At 37.6% G+C, this 15,074-nt stretch carries 12 protein-coding genes; 10 read left to right on the top strand and 2 right to left on the bottom strand.

All coding sequences use genetic code 11. The annotated features are described in order from the left end of the window. The first annotated feature begins 10 nt into the window (after positions 1-10). The 7 genes from ppk1 to LIV57_RS13875 all read left to right on the top strand — a co-directional run bounded on the left by ppk1 (position 11) and on the right by LIV57_RS13875 (position 9,165). Positions 11-2,083: a polyphosphate kinase 1 gene (gene ppk1 / locus LIV57_RS13905; protein ID WP_227943037.1), complete on the top strand. Its 2,073-nt coding sequence runs from the start codon at positions 11-13 to the stop codon at positions 2,081-2,083. After that, the gene (locus LIV57_RS13900; protein WP_227943036.1) at positions 2,080-2,964 is read left to right on the top strand and encodes an exopolyphosphatase; all 885 of its coding nucleotides are present in this window, start codon (positions 2,080-2,082) and stop codon (positions 2,962-2,964) included. The genes ppk1 and LIV57_RS13900 overlap by 4 nt, the downstream gene beginning before the upstream one ends. 324 nt (positions 2,965-3,288) lie before the next feature. Further along, complete coding sequence (locus LIV57_RS13895; protein WP_227943035.1) at positions 3,289-3,864, top strand: NAD-dependent epimerase/dehydratase family protein; 576 nt, start codon at positions 3,289-3,291, stop codon at positions 3,862-3,864. A 75-nt stretch (positions 3,865-3,939) separates the two neighbouring features. Continuing rightward, complete coding sequence (locus LIV57_RS13890) at positions 3,940-4,089, top strand: hypothetical protein (RefSeq protein WP_156106575.1); 150 nt, start codon at positions 3,940-3,942, stop codon at positions 4,087-4,089. A 140-nt stretch (positions 4,090-4,229) separates the two neighbouring features. Next, positions 4,230-7,268, top strand: coding sequence for a choice-of-anchor I family protein (locus LIV57_RS13885; RefSeq protein WP_227943034.1), 3,039 nt, complete (start codon positions 4,230-4,232; stop codon positions 7,266-7,268). A 177-nt stretch (positions 7,269-7,445) separates the two neighbouring features. Further along, positions 7,446-7,838 carry a DUF3060 domain-containing protein gene (locus LIV57_RS13880; RefSeq protein WP_227943033.1) on the top strand — a complete coding sequence of 131 codons (393 nt, stop codon included), beginning with the start codon at positions 7,446-7,448 and terminating at the stop codon, positions 7,836-7,838. Positions 7,839-8,070: 232 nt separating this feature from the next. Beyond that, positions 8,071-9,165, top strand: a complete 1,095-nt coding sequence (locus LIV57_RS13875; RefSeq protein ID WP_227943032.1) for a hypothetical protein — start codon at positions 8,071-8,073, stop codon at positions 9,163-9,165. 155 nt (positions 9,166-9,320) lie between these two features. Here the strand turns inward: LIV57_RS13875 and LIV57_RS13870 are convergent, their stop codons facing one another. Next, positions 9,321-9,569, bottom strand: a complete 249-nt coding sequence (locus LIV57_RS13870) for a NifU family protein (protein WP_002977212.1) — start codon at positions 9,567-9,569, stop codon at positions 9,321-9,323. Between the two features lie 47 nt (positions 9,570-9,616). Beyond that, entirely contained in the window at positions 9,617-10,723 is a 1,107-nt protein-coding gene (locus tag LIV57_RS13865; protein WP_227943031.1) for an Mrp/NBP35 family ATP-binding protein, read from the bottom strand. A gap of 150 nt (positions 10,724-10,873) precedes the next feature. On the opposite strand from LIV57_RS13865, the gene LIV57_RS13860 reads away from it, so the two are divergent. From LIV57_RS13860 to LIV57_RS13850, 3 genes are all read left to right on the top strand, one after another. Then, positions 10,874-11,329: a hypothetical protein gene (locus LIV57_RS13860; protein WP_227943030.1), complete on the top strand. Its 456-nt coding sequence runs from the start codon at positions 10,874-10,876 to the stop codon at positions 11,327-11,329. Between the two features lie 117 nt (positions 11,330-11,446). After that, positions 11,447-14,248, top strand: a complete 2,802-nt coding sequence (locus LIV57_RS13855; RefSeq protein WP_227943029.1) for a GH92 family glycosyl hydrolase — start codon at positions 11,447-11,449, stop codon at positions 14,246-14,248. A 14-nt stretch (positions 14,249-14,262) separates the two neighbouring features. Beyond that, a complete protein-coding gene (locus tag LIV57_RS13850; RefSeq protein ID WP_227943028.1) occupies positions 14,263-15,033 on the top strand; it encodes a hypothetical protein in 771 nt (256 codons plus the stop codon). Positions 15,034-15,074: the final 41 nt, after the last annotated feature.

Raw genomic sequence — 15,074 nt, 5'->3', positions numbered from 1 at the left:
CACATTTAGAATGTCAATACACTTTAATCCCCGAGATATTACATGGCTTGCCTTTAATGAAAGAGTTTTGCAGGAAGCCATGGATGAAAAAGTTCCCTTACATTTAAGAATACGTTTCCTCGGAATCTTCTCCAACAATTTAGATGAATTTTTCAGAGTGCGTGTTGCCGGATTAAAGCGCGCCATGGATTTTAAGGAAAAAGTGATTGCCGAATCTTTTTATCAGCCGCCATCCAAGATCCTTCAGAGAATCAATGAAGTTGTGATGCGACAACAGCTGAATTTCGATAAAACCTGGAAAAAAATCCAGACCGAAATGGCTGATCATAAAGTTTTCATTAAGAATGCCAAAAACCTGACAGCCAACCAAAAAGAATTTGTCAGACAATATTTCGATGAAGTAGTAGAATCCAATGTGATCCCGATTCTCCTTCACGAAAATACTCCTATGCCTTATTTGCGTGACAAAAGTCTTTATCTGGGAGTAGCCATGAGGAAAAAAGACTGGCAGTATTCCAGTAATTATGCCATTATTGAAATTCCGTCCCGTTTTGTAGGAAGATTCGTATTGCTGCCAACGGAAGATCCGGAAGAAAAAAATGTAATGCTTCTGGAGGATGTGATTACCTTTAACCTTCCCCATATATTTTCTTATTTCGGATATGATGAATTTGCAGCCAATGCATTTAAAGTAACAAAAGATGCCGAACTGGATCTGGATAATGATATCAGAACCAACTTTGCAGAAAAAATAGAAAAAGGACTCAAAAACAGAAGAAAAGGAAAGCCTACCCGTTTTGTTTTTGATAAAGATATGGATAAAGCTCTGCTGGAACTCCTTATCAGAAAGCTGAACTTAACCAAGAAAGACAGCATCATTCCGGGAGGCAAAATTCATAATTTCAAGCATTTCATGGATTTTCCCGATGTATTTGAAAAGTATGAAAGACCTGTGGAAAGGACCTCTTTTACCCATCAGGCGTTTGAGCATGGGGAAAGAGTAACAGATGTCATTTTAAAAGAAGACGTTCTCCTTACTTTCCCTTATCATAAATATAATCCGGTGATTGATCTTCTTCGCGAGGCTGCGATGGATCCGGATGTAAAATCAATACAGATTACCGCTTACCGCCTTGCCAGCAGCTCAAAAATCATCAATGCCCTGATCTATGCGGCCAGAAATGGTAAAGAGGTAACGGTAATGCTTGAACTTCAGGCAAGATTTGATGAAGAATCCAATCTTGAATGGAAAGATATGCTGGAACCGGAGGGGATTACCGTACTTGTTGGCATTCCTAACAAAAAAGTACATGCCAAACTTTGTGTCATCAAGAAGAGAGCCCACAATAAAACAATCCAGTATGGCTTCGTAAGTACCGGAAATTTCAACGAAAAAACAGCCAGAATATATGGTGATCATCTGTTGCTGACTGCAGACCGAGGCATCATGGCAGATATCAATAAAGTCTTCAATGTGTTGAAAAAACCGAAAGATGACTTTATTTCCATTTTGAAAACTTGTAAAAATTTATTAGTTTGCCCTCAGTTTATGCGTGAAAAGATTGTTCACCATATCGATAAGGAAATCGAAGAAGCTAAGGCAGGACGAAGAGCAGAAATCATTGTCAAAGTAAACTCAATGAGTGACCGCGCACTGATTGAAAAAATATATGAAGCTGCTAAAGCCGGAGTGGTAACCAGAATGATTGTAAGAGGTATCTATTGTGCCGTAAACCAAAAGGAATTCAAAGAAAAAATAAAAGCCATCAGTATTGTAGATGAATATCTGGAACACGCCAGAGTTATGTATTTTTACAATAAAGGGGCTGAAGACATGTACATTTCTTCCGCAGACTGGATGACAAGAAACCTTGACTACAGGATTGAAGCAGCCGCTAAAATCACTGATAAGAACCTTAAGAAGGAATTAAAAGATATTCTTGATATCCAGCTTAGAGATAACGTAAAAGCAAGGATTTTAGATAAAAAACTGAGCAATGAATACGTAAGAAATGATAAAAAAGAATGCCGATCACAAATAGAAACCTATAAATATTTAAAAGCTAAAACAAGCAAGAAATGAAGATAGCAGCGATAGACATAGGGAGTAATGCAGCCCGCCTTCTTATCAATGAGGTAAAGATCAATAACAGAAAGCCTGAATTTATTAAGCTGAACCTTCTCAGAATTCCTCTGAGACTGGGAATGGATGTTTTTACCATCGGAAAGATAGGTCCGGAAAGAGAAAAAATGGTCATTGATTCTATGAAAATCTTCAGTGATCTGATGAAAATATACAAAGTAGACCACTACAGAGCCTGTGCTACCAGTGCTATGCGTGATGCTGCCAACGGTAATGAAATTATCGATCTGGTAAAAAATACCTCCGGAATTGATATTGAAATCATTTCCGGTGATGAAGAAGCAACGCTGATCTACGAAAATCATGTGGCAGAAGGCCTTGACAAAGAATTCGCCTATTTATATATCGACGTGGGCGGAGGTTCTACAGAACTGACCTTCTACGAAAATGGCAAGATGGTTTACGAAAAATCTTTCAACATCGGAACAATCCGTCTTCTCAACAATCTTGTTACGATGGATAACTGGAAAGAAATGAAGGAGGAAATCAAGAAAAATATTGTCAGCAAAAAGCCGATTGTTGCCATCGGTTCGGGTGGAAATATCAACAAAGTATTCTCTATGAGCAAGACCAAAGATGGAAAACCAATGTCTCTGTCTCATCTGAAAAAGGTTTACAAAGAATTCAATGAACTTTCTGTGGAAGAAAGAATGACCAACTACAACCTTAGAGAGGATCGTGCCGATGTATTGGTACATGCCCTGGGAATTTTTAACAATGTCATGTCATGGTCTGATATCAATAAGATCTTTGTTCCTAAAATTTCCGTAGCAGACGGATTGATCCATAATATTTACAGTCAGCTGCGACATAAAAAGTAAAGCTTATAAAGATATTGAAGGCCAGCGCATTTTTTGCGCTGGCTTTTTATTTTAAAAATATTTCCATGTCATTGCGAACAGGTTGAAGGTCTGCAAACATGGTTCATACGTGATGAAGCAATCTCTATTATTAAGTTTTGGGCAAAGCCAGTAGAAGGTGGCTCATTTTTTAAGGCGGGCTAAAGCCCACCCCTATTGAATTATTGAATCCGGACATTTAAGACATTATCTTTTATCTTTTATCTTTTATCTTTTATCTTTTATCCAAAATTTTAAAGTAAAACCCTATCCCTATCCGTCATATCCAATATCAATAGCAAAGCAATGAACCCAATCAAAATAATTCTTACAGGAGCTACGGGAATGGTAGGCGAAGGTGTTTTAATGGAATGTCTTGAAAACCCGGATGTTTCCGAAATCCTGAGCATAAGCAGAAAACCCTCCGGGAAAACGCATCCTAAGCTGAAAGAATATCTCGTCCCTGACTTTCTTTCGCTCGATCTGAATGATGAAAAGCTAAAAGGATATGATGCCTGCTTTTTCTGTGCAGGAATCAGCAGTATTGGCATGAATGAAGAAGAATACACACAAATCACTTATGATACAACCCTTCATTTTGCAAAAGCAGTTTTGAATCAAAACCCTGAAATGGTCTTTAACTATGTTTCCGGGGCAGGTACAGACAGCACAGAGAGTGGAAAAATGATGTGGGCCCGTGTAAAAGGAAAAACAGAAAATGATCTGAAAAGAATGAATTTCAGAGGCGCTTATAATTTCCGTCCGGGATTTATGAAACCTGTTGAGGGTCAAATCAATGTAAAATGGTTTTTTAAACCTTTTTATTTGGATTTTTCCTGTATTTTTTCAGTCAAAATCATTAACTTTACACGAAGTGAGTAGAGCAATGATCAAGGTGACACAAAAAGGATACCCTACATCTACTTTAGAAATTAGAGATATTAAAAATTTAGCGCTATGAGAGACATGTTAAAAAGAATTGTTCTGGTTATTTTTGTGCTCTTGCTTGTGACTGCTGTTTCAGGATATTTTTATATGCAGAAACATCCTTTGGAAGGAAATAAATCAGGAACAATTTTAAACTTTTCGGGAAAATCAGGAAAATAATTTCACTATAAAGTTTCTTATTCACATAATTTTTATCTTTTATTGGAAATAAACCTATTTTTTAAACATTTCTTAAAGTTCCATTAAAATAATTGCAAGGTATAAAGTTCATTTTTGTATTTATCTAATTGAAATAAAAAATGATCAACAACTACCTATTAAAAGGGTCTGTGATTGCCGCATTCTTCTTTCAGAGCGGTCTTTTCGGGCAGACACTGATTCATTACTGGAATTTTAACGATAATGCTTCTGCAGCCACAATTACGACCCCTACTTCTACGATGGTAAATGGTTCTCTTGCACCTATAGCAGGAGGAACGAGTGTTATTGATTTTGCCGGAGGTACCGGACAGAATTTTAGTCTGCAAAATTTAAATGCAAGAAACGGTGATGGCTCCGGAGCCCATCTAAGATTCAATAATCCGATTGGAGGGGCTTTACAGTTTAACCTTCCTACAACAGGCTATAATAACATCATTGTTAAGTTCACCACCAGAAGATCCGGTCAGGGAGCAGGAACACAGACCTGGTCTTATTCCACAGACGGAACTACTTTTGTACAGTTTCAGACCGTGAATCCTCAGGATGCGGATCCCCAGCTGATAACACTCGATTTTTCTGCTGTACCGGGTGCTAATAACAACCCTAACTTTAAATTAAAGGTAGAATTTTCCGCAACGGGAGGAGGAACAGGCGGGAACAACCGTTTTGATAACTTTACAGTAGATGCCGTTCCTGCAGGAGGCCCTGATACTACTCCACCAACGGTTACTTATTTACCTGCACACAATACCAATAATGCTTCGACGGCTTTAAATCCGACCTTATCTTTTAACGAAAATATAAGGCTAACAGATAATTCTGCGATCAACGATTCCAATGCACAGAACCTTATTGATTTCCGTCTGGGAAATTCTTCAGGTTCCCCAATTCCTTTCACTACAACATTCACTAACAATACCATCACTGTAATTCCTGCTTCCGGACTTGTGCCGGGGCAGACCTATTATTTAGCGCTTAAGCCCAATGTGGTGGAAGATTTCAGTGATAATGGAATTACCACTGTTACTTCGAGTACTTTTACTACTGCAGGAACAACAGTTTCTTTAGAAAAGAATTTTATTAAGGTTAATGAAAATGCGGGAAATCTTGCATTTAAAATCAATATTACCAATCCTTCTGCTTCTGCGGTAAACCTTGTTGTAAAGCCTGCTTCTTTCAGTACAGCCGATACCAATGATTTTACTTTAGCCAACCAGACTATTAACATTAGTCCATCTACAACGAGTTACACCGTCAATATTCCGATTATTGATGACACAGTGGCAGAACAGCAGGCTGAATATTTTGTGGTAAGCCTTGAAAATCCTGTTGGAGCTACTATTTCAGGAGACAATTCCGCAACCGTTTATATTGTAGATAATGATAAGCAGGCTCCGGTTCCTTCCCATCAGATTCAGCTGAATTATCTTCTAAGTTTTGATCCTTCAGGAAATAATAACAGTTCTACGGAAATTGTGATTCATGATCCGTCAACACAACGCTTATTCACGATCAGTTCGATTACTGATGTATTTGATATTATTGATTTCAGTAATCCTTCAATACCTTCAGTCATAAAAACAGTGAATATGGCTCCTTATGGCGGTATCACAAGTATCGCTGTGAAAAACGGAATCATTGCAGCCGCCTCTCCCAATACTGATCCCCAGCAAAATGGATCTGTAGTATTTTTTGACATCAACGGAAATTTCCTGAAGCAGGTAACTGTGGGAGCTTTACCGGATATGGTGACATTCTCCCCTGACGGAACAAAAGTAGTTACCGCCAATGAAGGAGAGCCTAATGATGCTTACACTATTGACCCTGAAGGCACCATCAGCATCATTGATATTTCCGGAGGTATCGGAAATCTTACCCAAAGTAATGTAACGACACTTAATTTTAATAGTTTTGATAATCAGGTAGCAGCATTAACCGCTACGGGGTTAAGAAAAGTAAGAACGAATAATACACTTTCTCAGGATCTGGAACCGGAGTATGTAACCATCAGTGCCGACAGCCAGAAAGCATGGGTCACCCTTCAGGAAAACAATGCCATTGCTGAGATTAATCTCGCTACCAAAACGATCATAGGTATCTGGGGATTGGGCAAAAAAGACATGAGTCTTCCGGGTAACGGTTTTGATGCCTCAGATAGTAATGGAGAGGTTTTAATTGCCAACTGGCCGGTAAAAGCTTACTATGTTCCGGACGCTGTACAGAATTATAAAATAGGAAGCACCAATTATATTATAACCGCTAATGAAGGTGATGAAAAAGATCTTTCAGGATTCAGCGAAAGAACTACAGTAGGTGCTAACAGTTATACTTTAGATCCTGTATTGTTTCCGAATGCAGGTATTTTAAAAGCGGCTTATAATCTTGGCAGATTCAGGATTTCATCTGCTACAGGAAATACGGATGGAGATTCGGAGTTTGAAGAAATGGCGGCTTTAGGAGCGCGTTCTTTCTCTATTTTCAATGCTGATACTAAACAGATTGTCTACGACAGCGGAGATCAGTTTGAAAGATATATTTCAGCTTATCATCCTTTGATTTTCAATGCGGATAACGAATCCAACGGTATTAAAAACAGAAGCCGCGCCAAAGGTCCGGAACCTGAAGGAGTTGCTTTAGGAAACATCAACGGACAGACGTATGCTTTCATCACACTGGAAAGAACCGGAGGTGTTATGGTTTATAATATTACGGACCCTAATAACCCTACGTTTACAGATTACAAACATTCGCGTTCTACCTCAGCATACGGAGGAGACAATGGTCCTGAAGGAATCATTTACATTGCCGCTGAAAATACAACAACCAATAAAGGGTATGTGATTGTTGCCAATGAGATCAGCGGAACTTTATCCATGTATGAAGTAGCCACGCCTGCTACGCTTGGAACAGGCGGGATAAAAGCTGAACAGGCAACCTTCAATGTTTTTCCAAACCCTGTCAACAAAGGAAATATACTTTATTTCAATAGAAAACAGGATTACGAATTGTACGATATGTCCGGAAAATTGATCGGGAAAGAAAAGAGTGCTTTAACAATCAATACTTCTACGCTTTCTGCCGGTGTTTATCTGGTAAAAACGTCAGAAGGACAGATCAAGAGAGTTATTGTAAAGTAAATATATATTACAGCATACCATTCCATTGTAAAGCTTCGGATTTTCCGGGGCTTTTTTTGTTATTGGAATCTATAATATACCGTGTAAAGACTTTTTATTTAAGATGATTTAACTTTTGAAGTGCTTGGAAGAAAGCATTTTATATCTATATTTATCCCGAATAAAAACCCAATTCACATGAAGAATATTAAAACCGCAGGAATTCTTACTTTCCTGTTGCTGGGAACAGCTGCTGCTTTCTCACAATCCAGAAAAACAGAATCTACAAAAGGTGTAGAAAAAACAGAAGGTAATAAAGTGGTACATGTAGAAGGTGTAGGACATAAACTCACTTATACACTCAGCGGAGGTGTTGTTGAGGTAGAAGGCGGTGATAACAAGCTTACGGTAAAAGGGAGTGCAAAAAAAGTTACAATCTCAGGAACAGGTAACAAAGTATACATTGATAAAATAGACAAAATATCCATGGAAGGTGGTGATAACACCGTTTACTACAGAACTTCAGGAACAAAATCTGGCAAACCGGATGTTTCTATTACGGGAGTGGGAAATAAGGTTGTAAAACAATAAAAAACATTTTTCGGAATCTGAAAAATCTCATCCTAGACCTAAAGTATAAATTAATTAATAAACCTGACGGGTTTTAAAAACCCGTCAGGTTTGGTTCACCAAGCTGAACCAAACTTCTTGCTATTAATACAAATAAAAAGACAGTCCTTAAAAATTCCTGCTTATAAAGTATCTCACCCGTGACCTTTTTCCGATAAAAATTCTAACCAAATTTATTATATTATCTGTATCTTTGTATAATAATTACACATTTGACAGTAAAATTATTTTACAGTTAAAAAACACAAAACCCAAAGAAATCATGAAAAAAGTATTACTACTCCCATTAAGCCTATTTTGCAGTTTCTATATTGCACAAGTTGGGATAAATACGAGCTCTCCCACTGCTACTCTTGATGTAAAAGCATTAACGACAGCCGCAGCTCCTGCTATTGCTGAGGGATTAATTACTCCCCGATTATCGAGAGCTGACCTGATTGCTAAAGATGGGGCCTATAACTCCCCACAAACAGGTACATTGGTGTATGTATTAGATACAACAGGCACCCTTACAGTAAAAACAAACAATGTTACTACACCCGGCTACTATTATTTTGATGGAACGATCTGGCAAAAAGTAATTACATCTATTCCCAGCGATACCAGTATATATAATACAGATGGTACGATACAAGCAAATCGTACTGTCGCCATGACTAATAAAACATTATCTTTTACGGCAAGTACCCCCAGTGTCAATCAATTTAATATTGACGGCACTACTTTTTCTGTAGATACACAAAATGACAGAATAGGAATCGGGACTTCCGCACCTACTACTAAATTGGATATTAATGGTAATGTGAGAATTGGGACTGCTGCAAGTTCCAATTCATCAACTAATGTTTCTACCCTTGTGAGAGACAACACAACAGGAGAAGTGAAAATTGCTGTTTCATCAACCGGAAATACATCACCGCTAAATTATATTGTTTATACAATTTCTAACGTTAATGGAGACTGGATTGCTAATTATGACACTAAAATAAGCAGCACAGATTATACTGTGACAGTAGTAGGAAATAGTTTTAACACCTCTTTAAATACTAATACAGGAACAACACCTCCTACTTATGCTCCCGCAAATGTGTTTGCATTTACTTCTGCCGGAACATGGCGTTTATCAGCTGACTATTTAGCCACGGCTACTCCAGGTGGAGTGAATGGAACATGGACAATCTACTGCCTTGTTATCAATAATAGTGTACTTAAAACGCTTACACCAGTGTCTCAAAACTTAGGAGGATTAAATAGTGGAGCAGCAGCTGCACCTCCGGCAGGATTATAATTTTCATTTATTTCGTGAAAATATACCTAGAAATTAATAAACCTGACATATTAAAAACACGTCAGGTTTGGTTCACCAAACTTATTGTTATTAATGCAAATAAAAAGACAGGCCTTAAAAAAAGCCTGTCTTTTTAAAAATATCTCAGATATAATTTACTCTACGTTGATTACCTTTTCGATTTCCGGAGCATGTTGTTTGATTGTATTTTCAACACCCAGTTTTAAGGTTGAAAAATTCAATGAACACCCGGAACAGTTACCTAAAAGTTTCACAAACACCTGATTATCTTTCACATCAATAAGCTCAATATCACCACCGTCTTTATTCAAAAACGGCCTGATGCTTTCCAGAGCTTCCATTACTCTTGTTACTGTATCTTCGTGCGTTATGTTTGTTTCCATATTTTTTCAGTTCAATTCGGTTTCTTCAAATTTTATTGAAATTATTATTATTTTGCTTTTGGCGAGCATCCTGCCATTGTGGAAATCTTCACTGCTTCAGTGGGAGGAAGATTTTTATTTCTTTCCACTAAGCTTTCTACCATTTTTCTGGCAGTTTCTGTGTAGATATCTGCAATTTTAGATCCTTCCTGAAGTGCTGCTGGTCTTCCAACGTCACCTGCTTCTCTGATGCTCTGGATTAGTGGAATTTCACCCAATACCGGAATTCCAAGATCTTCCGCTAAATATTGTGCTCCCTGGTTTCCAAAGATATAATATTTATTGTCAGGAAGTTCTTCCGGTGTAAAATACGCCATATTTTCGATCAAACCAAGCACAGGAATGTTAATACTTTCCATCTGGAACATGGCAATTCCTTTTCTTACGTCTGCCAATGCAACATGCTGAGGTGTACTTACGATTACCGCTCCTGTTACCGGTACTTCCTGGATAATTGACAAGTGTATGTCTCCTGTTCCCGGAGGAAGGTCAATTAGCAGGAAATCCAGCTCTCCCCATGCAGCATCTCTGATCATCTGGTTCAAAGCTTTTGAAGCCATAGGACCTCTCCATACTACAGCCTGATTGGCTCCTGAGAAGTATCCTATTGAAAGCATTTTTACTCCATAATTTTCGATAGGCTTCATTAGATTTTTACCATTCACTTCTACAGAAATTGGTTTTTGTCCCTCTGTATCGAACATGGTAGGAACTGAAGGACCGTAGATATCTGCATCCAGTAATCCTACTTTAAAGCCCATTTTAGCCAGCGTTACTGCCATATTTGCAGAAACGGTAGACTTCCCTACTCCTCCTTTACCGGAAGCAATAGCGATAATATTTTGAATTCCCGGAATTTGTTTTCCTTTGATCTGACTTTGCTGAATTTCACTAGGCTCCGGAGAAACGATTTTAAGTTTTAAATGAATGTCTTCTCCAAACTCACTGGCAAAAGCCTGTTTCATGGCAGCCTCCAGTTTTTTCTTTTCGTGCATTGCAGGCGAATGGGCAGTCATATCAATATAAACATCATTACCCATAATCTGAAGATTATTCACCAAATCGTCTACTTCTATTTCTTTAAGGAAATCCTGAACCTTTTCTTTCGTCAACATATAAATATAAATTGTTTACAAATTTACGCATTTTTTCGGTAATTTAGAATCAATAAAATCTATAATATCAGGTGATAAATCAGATCGTTAAAAATTTCTTATTCTGTTTTTTTATTCTGATACCACATCCAACCCCAGAAAGCAATTGATATGAAAACGACCTCCTATCCTTCCAAATATGCACAGCCAAAAGGAATTTTTATCGTTGGAAAAACAAAATTCAAATGGTATGACCTGGCCAACGATCCTGCAGAAGTTTTTCAACAGGACATTGAAAATGCTCAAAAGTGTATTGAAAGTGCTGAAGAAAACTTTAAAAACATTGATGATCCCGGATTTGTCATTATGCACCGCTGCGGAAAAAACTATCTTTTACTGGTCTGTACCTGGCGAAATGAAAACGAATTATGGGAAAGCGTGTATTATGATGGTTCCGGACAATTTGAAATATGGGACAGAAACAAAACCCACCTTCCGACGTATTGTGTCTGGGAAATGGGTATTGTCTATCATGAATCTCAGTCCTGGAAAAAATATCTGGGCTCCGGAAGAGAAGACAAAGATAAAGAGACCTATCTCAATCATTTTTTTGAAGGAGAAGTGTAATTTTAATTAGCTCTGGCTTCCTATGAATGAGATCGTTTTTAACAGGACAAACGGTAATGATCTTTTATTGCATCACTTTTACTGTTTTTCAATATCTTCGTCTGATAAAATCAGAACATGAAAAAAGGGCTTATTGCATTTTCTATATTTATTACTCAGATCATTTCTGCACAGAGCTATTCCCAATATGTTAATCCGTTTATAGGAACCGGAGGACATGGCCACACTTTTCCCGGGGCAATCGTTCCATTCGGGATGGTACAGCTTTCTCCCGATACAAGAATTGATGGAAGCTGGGACGGATGCAGCGGATATCATTATTCGGATTCTGTTATCTATGGTTTTTCTCATACCCATCTGAACGGAACGGGAGTTTCCGATTATGGAGATATCATGCTGATGCCTACGATGGGAAATCCCAGTCTGAACAGCAAGGATTATTCTTCAAAGTTTTCGCATAAGAATGAGAAAGCAGCAGCAGGATTCTACGCTGTCAAATTAGATAAGAATAATATTGATGTCCGCCTTACTACTACCAGAAGAGTTGGCTACCACGAATATACTTTCAACAATGCAGGCAACGCCAATATTATCCTGGACCTCAACCACAGAGACAAACTTCTGGAAGGGGAAGTAAAGATTATTGATGATAAAACCATTGAGGTTTTCAGAAGAAGTGAAGCATGGGCCACCAACCAGTATATTTACGCCAGAATTGAGTTTTCAAAGCCTATGAAAATTTCAAAAAAAGAAGTTAACGGAAAGCAGGAAAACAATCTTTTTACCGGAACAAAACTGGCCCTGGCATTTTCAGCCACCGTTAAAAAAGGAGAAAAGATCGATATAAAAGTATCTGTTTCTCCTACAGGCTACGAAGGAGCAGAAAAGAATATGCTGGCAGAAGGACAATTGAAAGATTTCGAAGCGGTAAGAAAGCAGGCTCAATCTGACTGGGACAAAGAGCTTTCAAAAATTGAGGTGAAATCTGATGATAAAAACAAATTGGCCGTTTTTTACACTGCTCTTTATCACGTTTTCACACAACCCAACATCAATATGGATGTAGACGGAAGATACAGAGGCAGAGATAATAAGCTTTATACCGCTAATGGCTTTGATTATTATACGGTATTTTCACTTTGGGATACCTTCAGAGGCGCTCATCCGCTGATGACTTTAATCGACAGAAAAAGAACTGCTGATTTTATCAATACTTTTATTAAACAATATGAGCAGGGAGGGAAACTTCCGGTATGGGAACTGGCTTCCAATGAAACAGAATGCATGATTGGCTACCACTCCGTTTCTGTCATTGCAGATGCAATGGCTAAAGGAATTCAGGGGTTTGATTACGAGAAGGCATTTCAGGCGGCAAAAGGTTCAGCCATGCATGATATTTTTGGATTGAATGCTTATAAACAGAATAATTATATCAGTATAGATGATGAGCATGAAAGTGTTTCGAAAACTGTAGAATATGCTTATGATGACTGGTGTATTGCTCAGATGGCAAAAATTTTAGGCAAAAAAGAAGATTATCAGGAGTTCATGAAGCGTTCTCAGAACTGGAAAAACCTTTACAATCCAAAAACAGGCTTTATGCAGCCGAGAAAAAACGGAAACTGGTATGAGCCTTTTGATCCGAGAGAAGTTAACAACAATTATACGGAAGGAAACTCGTGGCATTATTCATATTCTGTACAGCAGGATATTCCGGGGCTTATTGCAGCGCATGGCGGAAAAGAAAAATTTGAACAGTTCATTGATGCTATTTTTACAGCACCTGATAAAACAACGGGAAGAGAACAAGTGGATATCACAGGATTGATAGGACAATACGCCCAGGGAAATGAACCAAGCCATCACATTGCTTATTTATATAATTTCGTTGATAAGCCAGAAAAAACAGATGCAAAAATCAAATACATCCTTGATAATTTTTATAAAAATACACCTGACGGCCTTATCGGAAATGAAGACTGTGGCCAGATGAGTGCATGGTATGTTTTAAGCTCAATGGGAATTTATTCTGTCACTCCGGGATTACCGGAATGGGAAACCACAACGCCTTATTTTGACGAAATTAAAATTCATCTTGAAGACGGTACTACCAGAACAATTACCAAAACTACTGGCAGAGCTGAACTTAAAAAACTGGGATTCGAAAATGTGAAATCGGCTAAAGATTTTAAATATGCTGAACAAACCGCTTCACCAGTAATTGCTGCAGACAGAATTTTTGATTTTTCTACCAAGGTAGAAATCACTCCACTTAATGCCAATGACAAAGTGTACTACATGACGATAGATGAAAGTGACAGCAATAAAAGAAAGACGTTCTCTACTTATAAAGGACCATTCTCCATCACCAAAACCACTCATGTAATGGCTTATGCTGAAAGAAACGGAGAAAAAAGTTCTGTAACCACAGCTCACTTCAACAGAAGACCTAATTACTGGGATATTAATATTTTATCAAAAGTGACTCCACAGTACAGCGCTACCGGAAACCTTGCTCTTATTGACGGTATAAGAGGAGATGTTAACTGGAGAAAAGGGGAATGGCACGGATATCAGGGACAAAATTTTGAGGCAATCATTGATTTTAAGTCCCCTAAGAACATAAAATCATTATCTTCCACTTACCTTCAGGACAGCAAAGCATGGATTATAATGCCTAAAAAAGTAGAATATTACGCCTCCATGAACGGAAAAGATTTTGTCCTTCTGAAGACCGTTGACAATACTATTGATCCTAAAGATGAAAAAGTACAGATTAAAGACTTTTCTACAGAAATTCTTCCTACCGAAGCACGATATATTAAAGTAAAAGCCTACTACTTCGGAAAACTTCCGGAATGGCACCAGGGAGCAGGTGGTGACGCTTATATCTTTATTGATGAAATTTCTGCGAAATAAAAACACAATTATATATGAAAAAATTATTATTACTATCCTTTATACTTTTATGTGTCATAAAAGTTTCAGCCTGTAAATGTGTATATGAAACATTAGCAAACAATTATCAAAATTCTGAATTTGTAGGTATTATCAAAATTTTGAAAGTATATGACGAAAATACTGAGCAAAGGACCTATAAAGCAGATATTGAAATTGAAAAAATGTATAAGGGAAAAATAACATTCAAAACGATGAATGTGAGAGGACTCATTGGAAATTCCTATTCCGGAGCTTGTGAAATTGATGTACTGCCCAATGAAAGATATCTGGTCTTTTTAAACCAATACAATAACACCTATTCCATTTCATCCTGTACTCCAAAATCAAAACTGGAAAATAAACCAACAAAAGCTGAAAAATCGCAGCTGAAAAATCTGGAAAAAGCCTTTACTTATTTAAATAATAATACATTCAGATTTATAGGCTTACAGTTTACCCGTTGCTATGATGAATTCCAAACTGAATATAGATCTGATTTATCAAAAATCAGTGGATTCAAGCCTAAACAGCCTTTTGCTATCTATAAAGTAAAAATAGATGATACATTAAAAATTCAGGAAATTACTCCTGTTACGACTTTTGGAAGTAAGGATTATATGATCGAAAATATACTGAAAACAAAGATGAAAGTCTCCACGCCGACATCTTTCTGGGCTCCCAATCCAAAAGAAGTTCTGCTATTTCTCTCCTATCATAAAGAAAATATAGACAAGCCGTATGGTGAAATCATCTCCTGTGATTAATACTAAAATAAACCCTTCTTCAGAATTTTGAAGAAGGGTTT

Origin of the sequence: Chryseobacterium sp. X308, assembly GCF_020733145.1 — a bacterium.
Classification (GTDB): domain Bacteria; phylum Bacteroidota; class Bacteroidia; order Flavobacteriales; family Weeksellaceae; genus Chryseobacterium; species Chryseobacterium cupriresistens.
Note: the sequence above shows the minus strand (reverse complement) of the source record. Positions and strands in the feature narration are given on the sequence as shown.

What these genes read in the sequence shown, in the direction of transcription:
- LIV57_RS13900 (WP_227943036.1), top strand. Translation starts at nt 2,080, where the DNA reads ATGAAGATAGCAGCGATAGACATAGGGAGTAATGCAGCCCGCCTTCTT.
- LIV57_RS13890 (WP_156106575.1), top strand. Translation starts at nt 3,940, where the DNA reads ATGAGAGACATGTTAAAAAGAATTGTTCTGGTTATTTTTGTGCTCTTG.
- LIV57_RS13885 (WP_227943034.1), top strand. Translation starts at nt 4,230, where the DNA reads ATGATCAACAACTACCTATTAAAAGGGTCTGTGATTGCCGCATTCTTC.
- LIV57_RS13850 (WP_227943028.1), top strand. Translation starts at nt 14,263, where the DNA reads ATGAAAAAATTATTATTACTATCCTTTATACTTTTATGTGTCATAAAA.
- LIV57_RS13860 (WP_227943030.1), top strand. Translation starts at nt 10,874, where the DNA reads ATGAAAACGACCTCCTATCCTTCCAAATATGCACAGCCAAAAGGAATT.
- LIV57_RS13865 (WP_227943031.1), bottom strand. Translation starts at nt 10,723, where the DNA reads ATGTTGACGAAAGAAAAGGTTCAGGATTTCCTTAAAGAAATAGAAGTA.
- ppk1 (WP_227943037.1), top strand. Translation starts at nt 11, where the DNA reads ATGTCAATACACTTTAATCCCCGAGATATTACATGGCTTGCCTTTAAT.
- LIV57_RS13870 (WP_002977212.1), bottom strand. Translation starts at nt 9,569, where the DNA reads ATGGAAACAAACATAACGCACGAAGATACAGTAACAAGAGTAATGGAA.
- LIV57_RS13880 (WP_227943033.1), top strand. Translation starts at nt 7,446, where the DNA reads ATGAAGAATATTAAAACCGCAGGAATTCTTACTTTCCTGTTGCTGGGA.
- LIV57_RS13855 (WP_227943029.1), top strand. Translation starts at nt 11,447, where the DNA reads ATGAAAAAAGGGCTTATTGCATTTTCTATATTTATTACTCAGATCATT.
- LIV57_RS13895 (WP_227943035.1), top strand. Translation starts at nt 3,289, where the DNA reads ATGAACCCAATCAAAATAATTCTTACAGGAGCTACGGGAATGGTAGGC.